Annotated in this window: 18 protein-coding genes; 6 read left to right on the forward strand and 12 right to left on the reverse strand. The window is 38.3% G+C overall.

What is annotated here, in order from left to right; translation table 11 throughout:
* Positions 1-2: 2 nt before the first annotated feature.
* The 4 genes from hyfE to G5B98_RS07640 are packed head-to-tail and all read right to left on the reverse strand — an operon-like array spanning position 3 to position 4,117.
* Complete coding sequence (gene hyfE / locus G5B98_RS07625) at positions 3-647, reverse strand: hydrogenase 4 membrane subunit (RefSeq protein ID WP_072594544.1); 645 nt, start codon at positions 645-647, stop codon at positions 3-5.
* Position 648: 1 nt separating this feature from the next.
* Positions 649-1,569, reverse strand: a complete 921-nt coding sequence (locus G5B98_RS07630; RefSeq protein WP_196086562.1) for a respiratory chain complex I subunit 1 family protein — start codon at positions 1,567-1,569, stop codon at positions 649-651.
* A gap of 9 nt (positions 1,570-1,578) precedes the next feature.
* Positions 1,579-3,546, reverse strand: coding sequence for a proton-conducting transporter membrane subunit (locus tag G5B98_RS07635; protein ID WP_196086563.1), 1,968 nt, complete (start codon positions 3,544-3,546; stop codon positions 1,579-1,581).
* Between the two features lies 1 nt (position 3,547).
* Positions 3,548-4,117 (reverse strand): 4Fe-4S dicluster domain-containing protein, encoded by a 570-nt coding sequence (locus G5B98_RS07640; RefSeq protein ID WP_021091760.1) that lies wholly within the window; start codon positions 4,115-4,117, stop codon positions 3,548-3,550.
* Positions 4,118-4,530: 413 nt separating this feature from the next.
* On the opposite strand from G5B98_RS07640, the gene G5B98_RS07645 reads away from it, so the two are divergent.
* Both G5B98_RS07645 and G5B98_RS07650 read left to right on the forward strand, forming a co-directional pair.
* Positions 4,531-5,616 carry an MBL fold metallo-hydrolase gene (locus G5B98_RS07645; RefSeq protein WP_196086564.1) on the forward strand — a complete coding sequence of 362 codons (1,086 nt, stop codon included), beginning with the start codon at positions 4,531-4,533 and terminating at the stop codon, positions 5,614-5,616.
* 44 nt (positions 5,617-5,660) lie between these two features.
* Complete coding sequence (locus tag G5B98_RS07650; protein WP_021091759.1) at positions 5,661-5,948, forward strand: hypothetical protein; 288 nt, start codon at positions 5,661-5,663, stop codon at positions 5,946-5,948.
* A 485-nt stretch (positions 5,949-6,433) separates the two neighbouring features.
* Here the strand turns inward: G5B98_RS07650 and G5B98_RS07655 are convergent, their stop codons facing one another.
* The 4 genes from G5B98_RS07655 to mnmG all read right to left on the reverse strand — a co-directional run bounded on the left by G5B98_RS07655 (position 6,434) and on the right by mnmG (position 11,279).
* Entirely contained in the window at positions 6,434-7,477 is a 1,044-nt protein-coding gene (locus tag G5B98_RS07655; RefSeq protein ID WP_148799065.1) for a c-type cytochrome, read from the reverse strand.
* A 2-nt stretch (positions 7,478-7,479) separates the two neighbouring features.
* Entirely contained in the window at positions 7,480-8,724 is a 1,245-nt protein-coding gene (locus G5B98_RS07660; RefSeq protein WP_196086565.1) for a cytochrome b, read from the reverse strand.
* 10 nt (positions 8,725-8,734) lie between these two features.
* Positions 8,735-9,238 carry a ubiquinol-cytochrome c reductase iron-sulfur subunit gene (petA, locus tag G5B98_RS07665; protein ID WP_196086566.1) on the reverse strand — a complete coding sequence of 168 codons (504 nt, stop codon included), beginning with the start codon at positions 9,236-9,238 and terminating at the stop codon, positions 8,735-8,737.
* A gap of 175 nt (positions 9,239-9,413) precedes the next feature.
* Entirely contained in the window at positions 9,414-11,279 is a 1,866-nt protein-coding gene (gene mnmG, locus G5B98_RS07670) for a tRNA uridine-5-carboxymethylaminomethyl(34) synthesis enzyme MnmG (protein ID WP_196086567.1), read from the reverse strand.
* A gap of 168 nt (positions 11,280-11,447) precedes the next feature.
* Here mnmG and G5B98_RS07675 point away from each other — a divergent pair, with 168 nt between their 5' ends.
* From G5B98_RS07675 to G5B98_RS07690, 4 genes are all read left to right on the forward strand, one after another.
* Positions 11,448-14,900 carry an acyl-[ACP]--phospholipid O-acyltransferase gene (locus tag G5B98_RS07675; protein ID WP_196086568.1) on the forward strand — a complete coding sequence of 1,151 codons (3,453 nt, stop codon included), beginning with the start codon at positions 11,448-11,450 and terminating at the stop codon, positions 14,898-14,900.
* A gap of 399 nt (positions 14,901-15,299) precedes the next feature.
* Entirely contained in the window at positions 15,300-16,052 is a 753-nt protein-coding gene (locus G5B98_RS07680) for an amino acid ABC transporter substrate-binding protein (protein ID WP_196086569.1), read from the forward strand.
* 23 nt (positions 16,053-16,075) lie between these two features.
* Positions 16,076-16,744, forward strand: coding sequence for an amino acid ABC transporter permease (locus tag G5B98_RS07685; RefSeq protein ID WP_196086570.1), 669 nt, complete (start codon positions 16,076-16,078; stop codon positions 16,742-16,744).
* Positions 16,744-17,481 (forward strand): amino acid ABC transporter ATP-binding protein, encoded by a 738-nt coding sequence (locus G5B98_RS07690; protein ID WP_103576604.1) that lies wholly within the window; start codon positions 16,744-16,746, stop codon positions 17,479-17,481. Before G5B98_RS07685 ends, G5B98_RS07690 begins: the two co-directional genes overlap by 1 nt.
* Positions 17,482-17,514: 33 nt before the next feature.
* Here the strand turns inward: G5B98_RS07690 and fldA are convergent, their stop codons facing one another.
* The 4 genes from fldA to G5B98_RS07710 all read right to left on the reverse strand — a co-directional run bounded on the left by fldA (position 17,515) and on the right by G5B98_RS07710 (position 20,342).
* Entirely contained in the window at positions 17,515-18,006 is a 492-nt protein-coding gene (gene fldA / locus G5B98_RS07695; protein ID WP_072595412.1) for a flavodoxin FldA, read from the reverse strand.
* An 11-nt stretch (positions 18,007-18,017) separates the two neighbouring features.
* Positions 18,018-18,731 carry a hypothetical protein gene (locus tag G5B98_RS07700; RefSeq protein WP_196086571.1) on the reverse strand — a complete coding sequence of 238 codons (714 nt, stop codon included), beginning with the start codon at positions 18,729-18,731 and terminating at the stop codon, positions 18,018-18,020.
* A 3-nt stretch (positions 18,732-18,734) separates the two neighbouring features.
* Positions 18,735-19,046, reverse strand: a complete 312-nt coding sequence (locus G5B98_RS07705) for a DUF2325 domain-containing protein (protein WP_002939277.1) — start codon at positions 19,044-19,046, stop codon at positions 18,735-18,737.
* Positions 19,047-19,178: 132 nt separating this feature from the next.
* Entirely contained in the window at positions 19,179-20,342 is a 1,164-nt protein-coding gene (locus G5B98_RS07710; RefSeq protein ID WP_196086572.1) for a sugar transporter, read from the reverse strand.
* Between the last annotated feature and the right edge of the window lie 93 nt (positions 20,343-20,435).

The raw sequence follows: 20,435 nt of genomic DNA on the forward strand, positions 1-20,435 counted from the left end.
CTCTAACCCCTTAAATTTGAAGCTTTAGAAGTATCTAAGCTATCATAAGCTTTATAAAATCTAATCGCTAAGACGCTCATGATGATAACGGCAAATATCGCATCTGTTAAAATTCCAAGCTCAACTAACTCATGTGAGTTATAAGCCATTAGAGCAAGGCTTAGGTGGATACCATTTTCAAACAAGCAGTAAGCTAGAATTTGTTTTATAAATGAGTTTCTTAGCATGAAGCCAAAAATTCCCATCATAAAGACCGTTCCAGCTGCGATTAGCATGATCTCTTCTTTGATAAGAGAGAATTTTAAAAATATAGGGTGGATACTCATTGAAAGAGCTAGAGAAAATCCCATAGCAATAACAGGACTTACAAAAAATCCACCAACTGGCTCATCTTCGCTAACTACGCCAAGTTTTTTGATAAGCCAGAATAAAATTCCTGGCACAAGCAAAACTTTGGTAAAAAATGCAACTATCGCCCAAGTTTTAAGCTGCTCGGCGTTAAATTTCTCAGATAGCAAGAAAAATATGCTAACTAAAAGTAGTGTCTCAATCGCATAAGCAATGATTGAGAGTTTCAAACTTCTAAGACCAAAAACCGCAAGCGAAGTTACGATCATGCAAATGGCTAAAATATCAAGTGTTTGCATCTCACACTCCTACTACATAAAGTGTTAGTGCAACAAACGAGATAGCAAGTGCACCAAGTGCATTTTTGCGTAAAGATGAAGTCATTTTAAAGCGTGGTCCAAAGTTGTCTATAAAGACAGCCGCTACGTAAAATACTCCAGTTTTTATCACAAAAACGATAATAGCTAAGAAAGGATTGCTAAAATTCCATGGCTCAAATATAGTTAGGAAAAGTCCGATCATAGCAAACTGTTTTAATATAAGTGATGCTTGAACTAAACCAAGGTCGCTACCTGCGTACTCGCCAAGCAAGCCTTCTTGAAGCTCTTGCTCAGCTTCAGCTAGGTCAAATGGTTTTCTGCCAGTTTCAACATACATGCACCATAAAAATGCGATAGAAGCTACGGCAAAACTTGGGATTTGATATCCAATAACGCCAGTTTTTACCATCTCTTGGATCTCAATTAAATTTGATGTTTTAGCTGCAAGCATTACTACGATTAGGCACATGATCATAACTGGCTCAACATATACGCCCAGCATTTGCTCTCTGCCGCCACCTGTTGCTGCAAATGGGTTGCCACTATCCATTGAAGCTGCACCAAATACAAATCTAAGCAATGCGCCAAGATAAAGGATCACAAATATATCTGAATATGCTCCAAAAACAGTATCTTTGCTATATGTTATAGGTATAGCAGCTAGAACTGCAGCTGAAGTTGCAAAAAGGAAAAATGGAGCCCATCTAAATACCCAGTGTGAGCACTCAGGCACAGTTCTTCCTCTTCTAAAGAGTTTTATAATATCGCGATATGTTTGAAAGAAATCGCTACCTTGTTTTGATTGAAGTCTAGCCCTTAGTTTTCTTGCCATACCATCAAACAAAGGAGCTACCAAAACGATAACGACTACTTGAAATATCATTAAAAGTATAGTTTGCATTTTCGTCTCCTAAACTAAAAAGTAGCCCACAGCAAGTATGGCACATAAATAAACTAGAATATAAAGTGTATATATGTTTGTATATCCGCTTTGAACAATGCCTAGTTTATCGGCAAATTTCATACACCATTTGATGACTGGCTCATAAAACATTCCCCACCAGATATCTTTTGGATGGTTGTGATATTCAACCGCGTCAAAATAATTTCTAGTAACTACTTTTTTATCAGCTCTAAATAGCCATTGCATAATTTTTCTAAGATCGCCTGTAAATGGACCACCTGTCATTTGCATACGTGAGCTATATTTAAAGCCACAAGCCCAAGGATCAGTTTCGCGTGGTTTATCTCTGTTTGCTTTCATAACAGCAAGGATGATAAATGGCAAAATCATAGTTGCACATAGGACTAAAGCGATAAGTGGAGTTGAGATCATGCTACCCATAGGTGAAGTTACATTTATAGCACCAAGGCTAGCTTTATAGTCGCTTATAGCGATAGAATTTACAGCTTGCATGATGTAATCAACTATGTAGTTTGCGCCAAGACCAAAGCCAACGCAGCCTATCATTAGGATGATCATACCAAGAACCATACCTATCGGACTCTCTTTAGCATTTTCCCAAATTTTTTGATCTCTTGGAGTACCTGCAAAGATAACAGCGTAAAGTTTAAGGTGCATACCAACCAAAACGCCTGTTAGCGCAAGAGCTACGACGCCAAGTGTAAATGCATATCTAACTAATGTTCCTTCTCCCATTGCACCTTGAAGCATACCTTGATATGTAAACCACTCTGAAACAAAGCCATTTACTGGAGGTAAAGCTGCGATACCCATAATACCTATAAACATACCAAGGCTTGTCCATGGCATTTTTTTAGCAAGACCACCAAGGATGTCCATATTTTGTGTATGAGTAGCGTGGATAACTGAACCAGCGCAAAGGAAAAGAAGACCTTTAAATATAGCGTGGTTAACTACGTGGTAGCAACCTGCTAGAAAACCTACTGCTGCAAGTGTTAAATTTCCAGCTGCAACGCCATAAATTCCTGTTCCAAGACCTAGTAAGATGATGCCTATGTTCTCAACTGAGTGGTAAGCAAGCAAAGCCTTAAAGTCGTGTTGGCAAAGAGCGTATAAAACACCAAATAGTGAGCTAGCTGCACCAAGAGCGAGTATTGTAAGACCAAAATATGTACTAAGTGGTAGGTAAAGTGTAAATTTAACTAGTGTAAATAGAGCAACTTTAATCATAACGCCTGACATAAGGGCTGAAACATTTGATGGGGCTGCTGGGTGAGCTTGTGGAAGCCAAACGTGAAATGGCCACATACCAGCTTTGCTACCAAATCCAACTAGAAATAGTATAAATGTAGCAACAGAAGCGCCAAATGACATCTTAACACCCATAAATGCGCTAAATTCAAAGCTTCCTGCATAGTAAGCTGTGATAAGCAAGCCACAGGTGATACAAAATGCACCGATTTGTGCGATACCAAGATATACCATGACCGCTTTTAAAGTGTTTTTGCCATCATTTACTATGATAAGGAACGATGAGATAAGAGTCATAAGCTCCCATAAAACGACAAAGCAAAATACATTATCAGCGCTAATTACTAGAAGCATTGAGAGTATAAACGTATTAAACAAACATGCAAATACGCCAACGTTTGCTTTTTTGATATACTCGTCTGCATAGCTCATACCATAAACGCTACTTGCAAATCCTATGAAAACAACGACAAAGCTAAAGAAATTTCCAAGTGGATTTAGCGCAAATTTTGGCGAATACAAAAAGCCATCCATAAGAGCAAAGCTATCGCTTACTCCCATATTTGCAACAAAGTGGCACATCGCATAAAAACAGCTTAAAGCACTTAGACCAAAACCAACCTTTACAGCGGCCTTTGGAGCACAATAAAGCAAGATGCTAACGACGGCACTTATAAGAAATAGCATATAAACCGTAGTCATCTTATGCTCCTTGTCCGTTTAAAATTTTAGTAGCAAATTTATTCGCTGCTTCATAATCTATCCTCTTGCCAAGTTTATGTTTGCCCTCTTCTGGATCAATCATAACAAGAGCACTTGTCGGACAGACATCAACGCAAGCTGGTCCATTTTCACGACCAAAGCACATATCGCATTTAACAGCGATATTTTTTGCACCTGATTGTGACTCTATCTCAAGGTTGTACTTTGGCTCGACAGCGTAATTTACTGAAGGCATAAGCTCTGCACTTGAGCTTATCGCACCGTAAGGACAAGCGATCGTGCACATCTTACAGCCTATACAAATTTCCTCGTGAAGCTCGATGCAATTATCATTAAATCGCAATGCTCCAGTTGGACACACATTCGCGCAAGGACCATCGTCGCATTGTCTGCACTGAGTTGGCATAACGCCAGTAGCTTCTCTTAGCACACTTAGCCTTGCACGTGACAGCTTACCGCGTTCATAAGCGCTCTTAAAACATGCAGCCATGCAGGTTGCACATCCTATACAGCGTTTATAATCGGCAATCACAAATTTATGTTTTTTCATAAATTCCTCCCATTAAACAAGGCTAAACTGCCCTGCTCACTTTTAAAGTGATGGTTAGTCACCAAAATAGAGATAGTTAAATTTTTATTTAACATCTCAAACGCTCCTTCCTAATTTTTGTAATAATTCTATAACTTACAATGAATAAATTCCGTCATCTATCTGACAAATTTTGTATTTTTAGAATTAAAATTTTATTTTATATATCTTTAAGATTATCTACTTAATATCGATTTTTAGGTATATTTATTTGCTAAAGGATAATATTTATTAATAAAATTTTCCTATAAAGAGTAAAAATATCTTAATTAAATTTAAATTTACAAGTTAATTATTTAAGCTCGGATTAATTAAATAAAACTGAAATTTAAAAATCTAAAATATAATCCGACCTTTAAATTTAAAGGCTTTTTATGGGAATTTTTATAGTTATAGTTTTGTTTATTGTTACAGTTTTTGTATTTATGAGATTTGCCCCAGTTTTTGGTGGCGTGCCAGATATTAAAAGCCAAAAGCTGATAAAGGCTTCGCCAAATTTTAACGGCAAAGTTTTTATAAATTTAGAACCAACGATTGATATAGTAAAAAATAATCCGCAAGCATCTATGTTAAATTTCGTCCTGCAAGCGCTCTTTCCACCAAAAGGTAAGCTACCAACTAAGCCTTTGCCAAATTTAAAATTTGACGCAAAAGCCCTCAAAAACGGCGAGTTTATCTGGCTTGGGCACGTTAGCCTCATCTGCAAGCTTGATGACAAAACTATCATCACTGACCCAGTTTTGCACCGAGCATTTCCACTACCAATTGGCGGTAAGCCATTTACCTACGAGCATGCTATCACCGCTAGCGATTACCCAGATGTGATCGACATCGCCCTCATCTCGCACGATCACTACGATCATCTTGATCATAAAACGATACTTGAGCTAAAAGATAGAATTTGCAAATTTCTAGTGCCACTTGGTGTAAAAGCTCATCTTGTAAAATGGGGCGTTGATGAAGACAAAATTTATGAGTTTGACTGGTTTGGTGAGCAAAAAATAGGAAATTTAAACTTCACGTTTTGTCCTTCAAGGCACTTTAGTGGGCGCACATTTAAAAGAAACACGACACTTTGGGGTGGCTGGGCGGTTGAAGAGGCTGGCTTTAGCTTTTATTTTAGCGGAGATGGCGGATACGGCAAGCATTTTAAGATGATAAATGAGAAATTTGGCGCCTTTGATCTAGTTTTTATCGAAAATGGTGCTTACGGCGATGGCTGGCCTTACGTGCATATGAAGCCAGAGGAGTCAGCGCAAGCACTAAAAGATCTTGGTGCAAAGCTTGGCGTACCGGTGCACTGGGGCAAATTTGATCTATCTTATCACGCTTGGGATGAGCCGATCAAGCGTTTTGAAAAGGCAGCGACAAAACTTGAGCTAAACTACGCGACGCCGATGATCGGAGAAGTTTTCACCGCACAAAATCTGCCTAGAAAAAAGTGGTGGGAGAAAATTTAGGAATAAATTTTGCTCTAAATTTTAAAATCCAAAAGGAAATGCTGATGAAAATTTCTGAAAATTTAGCAAATCTAAAAAATGTCATCGATAAAGCTGCAAAAAATGACCTTGATATGAGCGCAACTGGAAGCTTTTTACAAAATTTAGAAAAAGCAAATAAAGAGACTGAAAAAATTTATAAACAGCTAGAAAAAGAGTTAAAAAGCGATGCGCAAATGTTTAAACAATTTGACTTCATGCAGATGATAACAAAGCTTCAATACGGCAACCTAAAGCCAAATGAACGTGAAAAACTGCTCAATAAAATGAGCAAGATCGCCAAGGAAATTTAATTTTAAATAGGCTTGATGCGGAGCTAAATTTTGCTATTTTTGTGAAATTTAGTGGGTTTTGGTGAGTGATTTGCTTAAAATATAAATTTATTTACCTGGGGTGACTTCTTGAACTCGTATATATTTCTATATTTCTACCAAAACGCTTGTGCATTCATAGCTTACATGGTAGTATAGGCATACTACTGCTTTAGGTTTTTAGGCAAATTTTTAAATTTCATAAATGAGTAATTTTAGGAGTCAATTCTTGGTAGCGAATGAAAGTTTAGCAAATTTTAAAATTTATGAGCGAGCATATCATGCTTCCAAATTCAGTGGCAAGTGATAACGAGACCTGAATTTGGTAAGTTGCTAATACGAGTGAGTAAGATTTTAAAATTTGTAAGAGTATTTGATCAAATTTACAAAAACGAATTTAAAGAATACCTAATTTATATATGTAAAATTACCAGAGAGAATTTAAGAGCCAAAGAGGCTCTTAAATTCTAGTGTAGTTCGCTCCAAACTTTGCGTTTCCAAAGCCAAGCAAAAATTCCTAATATAAAGAAGTAGATCATGACATAAAGCCCTGTGCTCTCGCGCTCAGCCTTCTTCTTGTCACCTACTTTTTGGATATAAGCTACCACGTCGTCTTCAGCGGCTTTATTTAAACCAACTCTTGGCATTGCGGTACCTGGTAGCATCTTTTGAGTATCGTTTATAAATTTATGTAAATACTCATCACCTTTTGAACGAATCATCATCGATAGGTCAGGTGGGTTTGAGCCCATATAAGCAGCAAGGCTTACTTTGTTGCTAAATGCATATTTTTTGTCATATTTTATATCATGACATCTTTGACATGCATCAGCGAAAACCTTTTCTTCAGTGATCTTATTATTTGCCTTTTCATAATCAGCAGATACCTTTTTCAAATAAGCTACTATATCGGCAGTCTCAGCATTTATATCGCCACCAGCACCCATAAATGCGGTCATCGGAAATGGATGCTCGTCGTTAAATTTATGAGTTAGCTTTAAAGCCATATTTGGATTTTTAATGAGTGCAGCCAAGAATTTATCGTCATAAATTTTACCAGCGGTACTAAGATCTGGTGGCACTACACCAAAGCTTTGACTAGCTGTCTCAACATCCATACCAGCTGGCATACCTGCTGCTTCTATACCGTGGCATCCTGTACATCCTGCTGCTACAAAAGTATCAGCACCCCTTGTGGCGTCACCTTTTGTGAGGTCGATAGAGTTAATGTCATTCCAAAATGCTGTATAGTCGTCAAGAATTTTTTGTGCTACTTCTACATCCTTTGTAGCCGCGTCTATACTTGCCTTATTTCCGCTAGCCTTAGCAGTCTCAAGTGCTGTCTTTTTTTGCTCTAAAAAGTGCTTTGCATAGTCAGTATCTTCTTTTGAGAAGTTATACTCAGCATTTGCAGTATGAGGATGAAGCTTTGTGTGAGCATAAGGCTCGATACCCCAATATAAAACACCTGAAAGAATAACAACAATGGCAAAAATTTTAAGCTCTTTCATAATTAGCCCCTCTTTCTTTCAAGTATTGTTATAACTGGCAACGCAATTATAAATAAGAACAAGAATAGCAATGATGAATAAAACCCTATCCAGTCATTATAACCACCTGTTGGGAGCTTGCCATATATAGATAAAACGATAAGATCGACAACTAAGACCCAAAACCATATAAAAAATAGTGGTCTTTTATGAGCTGGAGCTACAAGGTCGCTTCTATCAAAAAGTGGTATAAGCATAAAGGCAACACCCGCAAACGCAAATGCAATAAGACCGATATTATAAGCAGAAATTCCAGCTATATCAAAGAAGAAGCCACGTAAAATTTCATATTGCCACAAGAAATACCACTCTGGATAGATGTGTGGTGGGGTTTTTAGTGGATTTGCTGGCTCAAAGTTGATAGGATCCATTGCAAAGTTGAAGTGATAGCAAACAAGATAGATAACAAATATCATAAAGAATGATACATACATAAAGTCTTTTGCCAAAAATCCTGGCCAAAATGGTATAACTTTAGATTTTGCTCTATCGCCATGTAGATACTCTTGTGCTTCTACTTCAAAGTCGATATCTTCGCTTGTTAGGTTATTAACGTGTGGAACTCTTAAAGAGTAGAAGTGAATAACCAAAACAGCTATCGTTACAAGCGGCAATAAACAAACATGAAGCATAAAAAATCTAGTAAGTGTTGAGTCACCAACTGCATAATCACCTCTAATCCACTCAACTAAAGCGTCACCAATAACTGGCACACCGCCAAAAAGCTGAGTAATAACAGTTGCCGCCCAGTAGCTCATCTGTCCCCATGGGAGCATATAACCACTAAATGCCTCTGCTGAAAAACAGATAAATAGCACCATACCGCTTATCCAAATGACCTCTCTGCCTCTTTTGTATGAGCCATAGTAAAGTCCAGTAAGCAAGTGAATATACATAATAAGAAATATCGTAGAAGCTGAAACTGCGTGAATGTGACGCCAAAGCCAGCCATACTCAACCTCTTGCATAATAGTATAATTTACACTATCAAATGCCAAATTTACATCTGGTTTGTAATACATTAAAAGTAAAAAACCAGTAACGATTAAGAGCATAAAAAGCGTTGTTAAAATAACGCCCATTGCCCAAAGGAAATTTATATTTTTTGGAATCCAGTATTCGCTAACTAGAACCTTCATAAGTTTTGTAAAAGCTAGGCGTTGATCAAGCCAGTCAATAACGCCAGTTGATTTATGAGCTAAAGACATTGCTATCCTCCTAAGCTTTTGCTACTAATTTTTCGTATTCTGGGCTTGTTTCGCCTAGAACTAGCTTGGTTCCATCAATCTTAAATGGTGGTATATCAAGTGGTCTTGGAGGAGGTCCGTATGTTTGCATTCCGTCGGCATTAAATTCGCCGCCATGACAGGCACATACAAACATTTGTTTGCTTGCTTTATACTCAGGTATACAGCCAAGATGCGTGCAAAGTCCGATAAGAACTACGTATCTAGCATTCCCTACGACAACATCTCTTTTGTCATTTTTAGCCATATCAGGACTTTTTTTAAGGATGAAAATAGGCTTTTTACGCCACTCAACCTGCCTCATTTCTCCATCTTTGATCGGACTTAGATCAACTGTTGTGAAACCAGCAGCTTTTACACTTGGAAGCGGATCCCAAGTCTTTTTAACAGCCACTAGTGACATAGCGCCGCCGACAGCTGCCACAGCACCAAACGCAAGGCCGATAAAGCTACGTCTTTCTTGCTTTACTGACATTAAATTCCTTTCTATAAATAAATTCTTAACGATTATACTCTCAAAAAATTAAAAAAGTATAATTTCTAAATATAATCTGCAAAAATAATGTTAATTTTAACTTAAACGTAAATCTTGATTTTAAGATAAAAATTTTTAAGCTTTATGGCTTTTTGAACTAAACCAAAAATCAAAATCAGCCAAGCCTTTTCTCATTCATCTTTATATAAATATGTAAGATATCAATCGCAGCTGGCGTAATACCTGAAATTTCACTCGCAGCAAAGAGCGTCGGCGGAGCAAATTTCTCAAGCTTTTCGACCACTTCATTACTAAGGCCACTAACACTTCTAAAGTCAAAATTTTCAGGAATTTTTACATCCATCATATCTTTCATTTTTTCTATTTGATTTTTTTGCTCATTTATGTAGTGCTGATATTTACACTCGGTTAAAATTTGATCCACACTCGCATCGTCTAAATTTACAAATCTCTCATCAAGCTTTCTTAGTTTTTCAGCCGTAAAGCTCTTGCGTGCGACGATCTTTTGAAGGCTCACGTTTTGACTGATCGGCTCTTCATCAAGGCTTGCTAAAAGCTCTAAATTTGCCTTACTCGGCGTGATCTGAGTCTCGTTTAAAAACTCCAGCCCCTCTTTTAAATTTCTTCTTATATTTTCTATCTCATTAAAAGTCTCATCATCAAGCAGTCCAAGCTCATGGCCATATCCGCCAAGCCTTAAAATGGCATTTTCCTCACGCAAAAGCAAGCGGTACTCCGCCCTGCTCGTAAACATCCTATATGGCTCTTTTGTCCCTTTTGTCACAAGATCATCTATCAAAACGCCGATATACGCTTCATCGCGGCGCAAGACAAGTGGCTCTTTATTATCCAGTGAAAGAGCTGCATTTATACCAGCCATTAGCCCTTGAGCACCGGCCTCCTCGTATCCAGTCGTACCGTTTATCTGCCCAGCCAAGTATAGCCCTTTTACCTTTTTTGTCTCCAAACTATGTTTTAGCTGTGTTGGCTCGACATAATCGTACTCGATGGCGTATCCGTGTCTTACGATTTTTGCGTTTTCAAAGCCCTTTACGGAGCGCAACATCTGCACTTGCACCTCATAAGGCAAGCTAGTCGAAAAGCCGTTTATATAGTACTCTGTCGCTTCAAGTGTTTGAGGCTCGATGAAAAGATGGTGTCTGTCACGGTCGCCAAAGCGGTTTATCTTATCCTCGATACTAGGGCAATATCTTGGTCCGATGCCCTCGATCTGACCTGTAAAAAGTGGTGCTTTGTCAAAATTTGAACGGATTATCTCATGCGTAGTTTCGTTTGTATAGGCGATGTAGCATGGCAGCTGCGTTGGGGAGAAATTTTTAGTTCTAAAGCTAAATGCAACTGGCTTTGCATCGCCATCTTGCTTTTCTAAAATTTCAAAATTTATCGTTTTTGCATCGATCCTTGGACATGTTCCGGTCTTTAGCCTGCCTAAATTTAGCCCAAGATCCCTTAGACTGCCGCTTAGATCCTTTGCACTTAGCTCGCCCACACGGCCGGCTTCTAGTTTGTTAAATCCAACGTGAATTAGCCCGTTTAAAAATGTGCCAGTTGTGATTATCACCTTTTTTGCATTATAGATGTTATTTAGGTGGGTTTTAACACCAGTTACTTCGCCATTTTCGCTTAAAATTTCAGTGGCGATCTCTTGAGAAATTTCTAAATTTGGAGTGTTTAAAAGCAAATTTCTCATATAAACGCGGTATCTATCCATATCTATCTGAGCACGGCTACCACGCACTGCTGGGCCTTTGCTCTCATTTAGCACGCGAAACTGGATGCCAACAGCATCGGTTGTAAGTCCCATTTGACCGCCAAGCGCGTCGATCTCTTTCACAAGATGTCCCTTTGCAAGGCCCCCAATTGCTGGGTTACAGCTTGCAGCGCCTATTTGCTCGGCTAAGATCGTGATCAGTAAAGTTTTTTTGCCCATTCTAGCAGCCGCAAGACTTGCCTCAATGCCTGCATGTCCGCCACCAACGACGATTATTTCATAATTCATGATAAATTTTTCCTATTTTTTGATTGTGTGATTTTATCCAAAAGCATATAAAATTTAAATTTCTTAAAAATTTTTATTGCCAAATTTAATGCAGAGTTTTTTATTAATAATATTTTAAATATTTTGCTGTTAGATTTACAAAATTTTTAAAATCACAAAGGTATTTCTATGATGAGTTTATTAAAAGTTGCTGGCTTTTTGCCCTACCTTGCGATCGCATTTTTAAATGCGAGCGTCGATCTAGCACACAAAATCACCATACAAAATGTTCTTTTAAAAACATATGATGGCGACATACTTTTTATCCTAACAGCCGTCATAAACGCAATGATCTTGCTTCCATTTATATTTTTATTTTCGCCCTCAAGCTTTATAAATGATAAATTCGCAAAAATAAAGGTCATAAGAATTTGTGCCATTTTTGGCGTTATTATCAGCGTCGCGGTGCTTTTTAGCTATCTTGCGGGCGCTTTTGGCGTAGCTTTTGCACTCACACTCATACTAGCCGCTCAAAGTGCGATCTACTCACCAGCAAAATACGGCATCATCAAAGCCCTAGTCGGCCCTGAGCGCCTTGGCACAGCAAATGGCATTATTCAAGCGCTCACCATCGTAGCGATACTTGTTAGCTCATTTTTATTTTCATTTATATTTGAAAATTTATACATCCAAGGCGAAAATTCAGAAGAAATTTTAAAAAGCGTCTATCCTATTGGCATCTTTTTAGTCGTATTTAGCGCACTTGAAGCATATTTTGCTTATAAGTTACCTTGCATCGATGAAAAAGACGAAACAAACGAAAATTTTGATATTAAAAAATATATTCGCCTTAGCTATTTAAGAGAAAATTTAAAAGAAGTAAGGTCAGATAAAAATATCTGGCTAAGCATCGCTGGACTTAGTATATTTTGGGGAATTTCTCAGATCATCATCGCAGCTTTCCCAGCTCATTATAAAGCCGTTTTTAACGACGACAGCTCGCTAGCGGTACAAGCAATCCTTGCAGCAAGCGCCATAGGCATCGCATTTGGCTCATACGTGGCTGGCTCTATGTCAAAGCTTCACATCGAGCTTGGTATCGTGCCGATGGGCGCTATGGGCATATTTTTCTCGCTTTTATTTTTCGCATTTGGCTCAAGCATCGGCGTAGTGAGCCTTAACTCATTTGCATTTGGCTTTTTTGGTGGAATTTTTATAGTACCGCTAAATGCGATGATCCAGTACTTTGCCCCGCAAAAGAGCACCGGCAAGATAATGGCGGCAAACAACTTCTTGCAAAATGTTTCAATGCTGCTATTTCTAGCCATTGGCATAGGCTTAGTATATTTTGAAATTTCAACCACTGGACTCTTTGTCTTTACAGCGCTTGTTTGCTTAATAGGCAGTTTTTACGCCATTTTACAGCTTCCACATCTTTTCACAAGGCTACTTTTACTACCATTTTTAAAGACAAAGTACCGCTTTTTCGTTGAAGGGCTTCAAAATTTACCGCAAAGTGGCGGTGCGCTACTTCTTGGTAATCACATCAGCTGGATCGACTGGCTCGTGCTGCAAGCTGCAAGCCCAAGGGGCATAAGATTTGTCATGTATAGAACGATCTATAACAAATGGTATCTAAAGCAAATTTTTAAATTTTTTAAAGTGATCCCAATAGGCGCAGGGGCTAGCAAAGAGTCGATCGAGCTAGTTAGAAAGTGCCTAAAAAATGGCGAAGTAGTCGCGCTTTTCCCAGAGGGCCACATCAGCTACAACGGCCAGATAAATGAGTTTCAAAAAGGCTTTGAGCTTATCATCAGAGATCTAGAAGAAATTTGCATCGTGCCATTTTATCTTCGTGGCCTTTGGGGTTCGAGCTTTTCAAGGGCAAGTAAATTTTACAAAGACCTCACTTCTAAAAACGGCAGACGCGACATCATCGTCGCCTTTGGCAAGCCAATAACCACATTTATAAACGCTGCAAAGATGAAGCAAAAGGTGCTTGAGCTTAGCTTTTCATCGTGGGAGAGCTTTATCTCAAGGCAAAAACCACTAACCGAGGAGTGGCTAAACAACGCAAAAGAGGATAAATTTAAAGAGTGTGTGAGCGACAGCACAGGGCTAAATTTAAGCAACTTGAAATTTATAACGGCCGTTTTAGTATTTATCAAAATTTTCAAACGCGAGCTAAAAGATGAGAAAAATATAGGTATCTTGCTGCCTAGCTCAAGCATCGCAGCCATCGTAAATATGGCGCTTCTTGCCATGGGCAAAGTGAGCGTAAATTTAAACTATACGCTTAATGTTACCTCGCTAAATCACGCCCTAAGAAAGGCAAATATAAACACAGTGATCACATCTAGTAAATTTCTTGAAAAACTAGCGCTTAAAGGCTTTGATCTAAAAGATGCGATGAGTGGAAAAGCTAAATTTGCGGAAGATCTCTCAGCTAGCGTCTCAAAAAAAGAGAAATTTTTAGCGCTTTTAACGGCATTTTTTGCTCCAACTTGGCTCATTAAGCTTTGCTATTTTAAGCGTGTAAGCTTAGAAGATACGGCTACCATTTTATTTAGTAGTGGCAGCGAAGGCGAGCCAAAAGGCATCGAGCTAAGCCATAAAAATTTACTCGCAAACATCAAGCAAATAAGCGAACTTCTAAATTTCAAAAAAGATGACGTGATCTTAAATTCACTCCCAGTATTTCACTCATTTGGGCTAACAGTCACCACGCTCATGCCGCTTTGCGAGGGCATAAAAATGGTAAGCGTACCTGACCCAACAGACGGAGCTACTATCGGCAAAATGGCTGCAAGACACAGCGCTAGCATCATCTTTGGTACCTCAACCTTCTTTAGGCTCTACACCAGAAACAAAAAGCTTCATCCACTGATGTTTCAAAGTGCCAGAATGGTCGTAGCTGGGGCTGAAAAGCTAAAACCTGAGATAAAAGATGAGTTTAGGCTCAAATTTGGCATAGAAATTTATGAAGGTTATGGCGCGACCGAAACGGCGCCAGTAGCTGCTGTAAATATGCCAAATATCCTAGAAAAAGAGAGCCTAAAAGAACTTACATTTAATAGACATGGCAGTGTTGGTATGCCTCTGCCTGGCACCATCATAAAAATAATCGACCCAGAGACGCTTGAAGAGCTAGAAACTGACACAGACGGCCTCATCGTCATCGGCGGATCGCAAGTGATGAAGGGCTATCTAAACGACGAAGCTAAAACAAATGACGTCATCACTTATATCGATGGCGTAAGATACTATAAAACTGGCGACAAAGGCCACATAGACGAAAACGGCTTTGTTTTTATCGTCGATAGATACTCAAGATTTGCCAAGATAGGCGGCGAGATGATAAGCCTTGGAAGCGTCGAAGAAGAGCTTACAAAGGTGCTTGGAAACGACGTGGTCTTTAGCAGCGCAAACGTACCAGATAGCAAAAAGGGCGAAGCGATCGCACTTTTAGTAAAAAGTGGCACAGAGCCCAAAAATTTAGAGCAAATTTTAAAAGAAAGCAGCCTAGCTCCGATCATGATGCCAAGCTATATATTTATCGTTGATGATATTCCAACACTTGCAAGCGGCAAGGTTGATTTTAAGGGCGTAAAAGCTCTAGCGGTCTCACTTCTAGCGGAGTGAGGCACCGCCTCTTTTTTGTAATAAAATAGCGCCAAAATACTACCCAAGTCGCAGTTGCGACTGACATTTGCATAAATCTTAAAAAATTTTTCTTTTTTGCAAATTTTGCTATTGATTTTATTTTTTGCAAAGAGTTTTGTATAAAAATTTCTATTGCTTTTTAAATTTGGTGCAATTCGTGCGATTGTTTGCTAAATTCTACCTTTACAAAATTTTACTGGCAGATCATAAAAGATGATGCTATACAAATAGTGAACAAATGGGCTATAACGTAGAAAAAGGTAACAAAGTGCTGCTAATTAAGATAAATTTTGCCCTAAATTAGCTTAGCAAGGAAGGAGCTTTAAGCGAAATTTCGCTTAAATACTTCGGTAAAGATATTTTAAATAAGGAGAATTAATGAATTTTAAGCCCATTTTTGGCTTGATCGCAGGTGCTTTTTTAGCTTTAAATTTAAATGCTTCAACTATCAAAAAAGGCGAACTTATCGTCGCAACTGAAGGCACTTACGCGCCTTTTACATTTTATAATGACAAAAATGAGCTAGTAGGATACGATGTAGATATCGCAAAAGCAGTAGCACAAAAGCTAAATTTAAAAGTTGAGTTTCTAACAGCTCCTTGGGACGCGATGCTAGCGGCATTTGACGCGGGCAAGGCAGACGTTGTATTTAATCAAGTAAGCATAACTGATGAGAGAAAGAAAAAATATGCTTTTTCAGTGCCTTATACTGTGACATTTGGCGCTATCATCACCAGAAAAGATAATAACGACATAAAAAGTTTTGCTGATCTAAAAGGCAAAAGAAATGCTGACTCAGCTACGAGCAACTGGGCGAAAGTCGCCGTAAAATACGGCGCTGAACACGTCGTAACAGATAGTTTTGCTAAAAGTATGGAGTTTCTTATATCAAGACGCGTAGATGCTGTTGTAAGAGATAACATCGTATTTTACGACTTCATAAAAGAGCGTCCAAACGCACCTGTAAAGATAGCCGCCTCACTTGATGAGAAAGACTACACAGCAGCAGCTGTTAAAAAAGACAACGCCGAGCTTGCAGAGCAAATTTCAAACGCTCTAAACGAACTTTCAAAAGAGGGCAAACTAGAAGCTATCTCAAAAAGCTACTTTGGCAAAGACGTCTCAAAATAAAATTATAAACCAACAAGGCAAAAATGGAAAATTTAGATAGAGTGATCGAGCTTGTTTCAAGCTCGACGCTACCGATGATCATCGCACTTTTAAAAGTGACGATCCCACTTACTTTACTCTCGTTTTCGCTAGGGCTTGTCATCGCTATTATCACAGCAGTAGCGAGGCTTTCAAATATAAAAATTTTAAAATTTATATTTGCCACCTATGTTTGGATATTTCGCGGCACGCCACTTCTCGTGCAGCTTTTTATAGTATTTTATGGGCTTCCTAGCATCGGTGTCATGCTTGATACTTGGAGTGCGGCCACTATCGCATTTAGCCTAAACGTGGGCGCTTATGCCTCTGAGTCTGTAAGGGCTGCCATACTTTCTGTGCCAAAAGGTCAGTGGGAGGCTGCCACATCGCTTGGCATGACGCACTATCAAATTTTAAAGCATATCATCGCACCTCAAGCAGTAAGGATCTCTCTGCCACCGCTTTCAAACACATTTATAGGCCTTGTTAAGGACACTTCACTAGCAGCTTCTATAACGATGGTAGATATGTTTATGGTCGCTCAAAGGATCGCAGCAAGGACCTTTGAGCCACTCATCCTCTACATCCTAGCAGCGCTCATCTATCTAGTGGTTTGCACGCTCTTAACATATCTTCAATCAAGGCTTGAAAAAGCTGTCTCAAGGTATGTCTAATGGCTATAAATTTTAAAAATATAAGCAAATCTTACGGCGATCATTTGGTGCTAGATAACATAAACACAAGCTTCAAAGAAGGACAAACGACCGTGATCGTTGGCTCATCTGGTTGTGGCAAATCAACGCTTCTTAGATGCATAAATTTACTTGAGATCCCACAAAGTGGCATTTTAGAAGTAGATGACAGAGCTGTAAATTTTAAAGAGAAGCTTAGCTCAAAAGAGCTTTTAGAAATTCGCAAAAAAACAGGCATGGTTTTTCAAAGCTTTAACCTTTTCCCACACCTAACAGCGCTTCAAAATGTCACAGAAGCTCCGATCTACGTTCAAAAAAAGGATAAAAACGAAGCAATAAAAGAAGCAAAAGAGCTTTTAGCTAAAGTGGGGCTTAGCCACAAAGAAGATACCTATCCAAACAGGCTCTCTGGCGGACAAGCACAGCGCGTGGCCATCGCTAGAGCCCTAGCTGTAAATCCATACTTTTTACTGCTTGATGAGCCTACAAGTGCGCTTGATCCAGAGCTTGAGGCTGAAGTTTTAAAGGTCATCTTATCTCTTGCAAAAGAGAAAAAGTCTATGATCATTGTCACTCATAATATGAATTTTGCTAGAAAGATAGCTGATAGAATTTTATTTTTAGATAAAGGTGTGATCGCATTTGATGGGTTAGTAGATGAGTTTTTCAATAGCCAAAACGAAAGAATAAAAAGCTTCATCTCAGCTATGGATATATGAAAATTTTAGCTAGAAAATCTAGCTAAAATTACATTAAGCAAAATGAGGTTTTATCTGCTCGATCCAAGCTGAAATTCTACCCTCAGTTTTATCACTTTGGTTATCAGCATCAAGTGCTAGACCTACAAATTTTCCATTTCTTACAGCATCAGAGCCATCAAATGTATATCCATCAGTGCTAACCTCACCAACTACTTTTGCGCCAGCTTTTACGACCTCATCGTAAAGCTTTGCCATGCCGTTACAGTACTCATCAGAGTAGCTCTCGCTATCGCCCATACCAAAAACAGCAACCGTTTTGCCGCTTAGATTTAATGCTTTAAAATCAAATGCATCCCAATCATCTTGAAGATCACCACTGCCCCAGGTTGATGTACCAAGGATGAGCTTATCAAAGCTATTTAGCTTCGCTGCATCTACGTCAGCAACGTTTAAAAGCTCATTTTCAAGGCCTAGACCCTCACTTATAAGTTTTGCTGCATCTTCGGTATTTCCCATGCTGCTTCCATAAACTATACCTATCATTTTTATCCTTTTTAAAAAATTTTACTAATAATCGTATAAGGCACGAGCTTGATCAAACCTCTCGCATAACAGTGCCTAACCTCAACGTGTCGCCTAAATTCCTCATTTCTAGGAAAAACGATATAAACCATCTCGCACTCGTGACAAAGCACACCGACAGCTCTATCTATATCGTCGTTTAAATTTCTCATATCATCAAAGCTCACTTTTTTAAAGCTTGGCATGACGCTGAGCAAATTTTTACCATCTTTTTTGACCGAGATGACACCGCTATTTAGCATGACCTCTTTGTCTTGATGGCGGAGGCGTATTTTATCATAAACAAATTGACAAAACATCTGTGCCGCATCGATACAAAACTCAAATTTTCCACTTGCATAAAGCATTTTTATCATCTTTGCAGCTGCCATTTTTGGCTCTTTTACTATAAATTTGATCTTTGAAAAGTCGCCTTTTAAATAAGCATTTATGATGATATTTGATGAAAAACAAAAGCGATCTGCTGGCTTAAAATTTAGACATTTCTCACGAAGTAGGAAATTTACCCTAGCCTCAAAAATTTCTTTGAAATTTAGAAATTTAGCGTAAGAAAGCGGAATTTTTAGCTCACTTTCTACGCCAGAATTATAAAGTGCAATAAAAATTTTTGCACGTGAAAGCCTATCAAGCTTTGCAAAAATATTTGGAGTTATTTCGCCAATATCTGATAAAAGCCCGAATCTCATTGATTATTCTTTGCATCCAAATTCCTTATCTAGCCCAAAGACCTTGCAGTACTCGCAAAATACGCAACTAACGCTTCTTTTTGCACAAACAATTGGAATATTTCTCTTTTTTGCTTGAGTTTTAATCGTCTTCATCGTATTGTGGTTTAAAAAACTAGTAAGCATCACCACGCACTCAGTATCTTGAGGGATTGGCTTGCGATTTACGCGGTTTTCATTTCTAGCATCCCAGTGTTCTATCTTTTCAGCTCCCAAATCATGTAAAACTGCCTTGATAGGCGTTATCTCATCTGCACCGATAACTAAAACTGACATAATAAGCTCCTAAAATTTATTCATTTTATGATAATGATTATAAGGAAGCTTAACTAAAATTTTTCTTAGTTATGATATTTATTATCACTTATATGTAGAAATTTGTAACGTTTTGCTTAGATATTTAAACATCTAAATTCTCTTAACCTTAGATACCGCAAACAAAAATATAATAAGTCCACTTGCGGCAAAAAAACTACCGACATTGCCGATATTTTGCTCGCCTAAATGAACTATCGTTTGATGCCCTATTAGCGCCCCTGCTCCGATACCTATGTTATAAATAGCTGAAAATATCGCCATTGCAGCATCAGTAGCGTTTGAGGCTAAATTTAGCACTTTTATTTGAAAACTCATATTTACACCAGCTATGCCAAGCCCCCAAATAAAGGCCAAGACTAGCATTAAAACTTCATTTTTAGCAATAAAATTTAACAAAAGCAAGCAACATAAAATAAGCATAATAGAAATTGCTGAAAATGCATTTGGAATGAGCTTATAAAATTTAGAGAAAAGCAGGCTTGCGACTACACCAGCAACGCCAAATATAAGTAAGAATATTGTGATAAATTTTCCATCAAAGCCACTGATATCTTTTGCAAATGGCTCAATGTAGCTATAGGTGCTAAAATGCGCGCTTATGATAATTGCAGTTAGTAAAAATACGACCATCAAAAGGCCATTTCTTGCAAGCTCTGGCAAGCTTTTAAGTGAGCCTGAGTTTTTACTTGGCAGAAGTGGCAAAATTTTATATAGCCAAATTCCAACACCAACAGCAAAAATTCCGATCAGTTCAAAGGTCACACGCCAGCCAAGTGCGTCACCTAAAATTCTTCCAAGTGGCAGACCAAGTATCATCGCTAGCGATGTACCAAGAGCTAGCAATCCAAGAGCTTGCGAGCTTTTATTTATCGGAGCTAGCCTAACAGCAAGTGAAGCAGTGATAGCCCAAAAAATGGCATGAGCAATAGCTATCATCAACCGAGCAATAATTAAAATTTTAAAATTCCAAGCAAAGGCGCAAAGCGTATGAGCTACAACAAATACGATAAAAACCTTTAAAAGAAGAGATCTTCGTTCTAAATTTGCAGTCAAAAGCATAAGTGGCAAAGAAAGTATCGTGACGCTCCACGCATAAATCGTGATGATAAGACCGGTATCAGCCGTGCTCATATCAAAGTCTTTTGCAATATCACTTAAAAGTGGTACTGGGACAAACTCAGTAGTGTTAAATATAAAAGCACAAAAAGCAAGAGCTATAACCCTTAAATAGGCTACCCTATGAACACTTATCAAATTTTATCCTTAAATTTTTTCATTAAGGTAATGGAATTTTGCTTAAAGTTAGTAATTCAAAAGGCAAAATTCTCAGAATTTATTAATGACATA

Origin of the sequence: Campylobacter concisus, assembly GCF_015679985.1 — a bacterium.
Lineage (GTDB): Bacteria > Campylobacterota > Campylobacteria > Campylobacterales > Campylobacteraceae > Campylobacter_A > Campylobacter_A concisus_AC.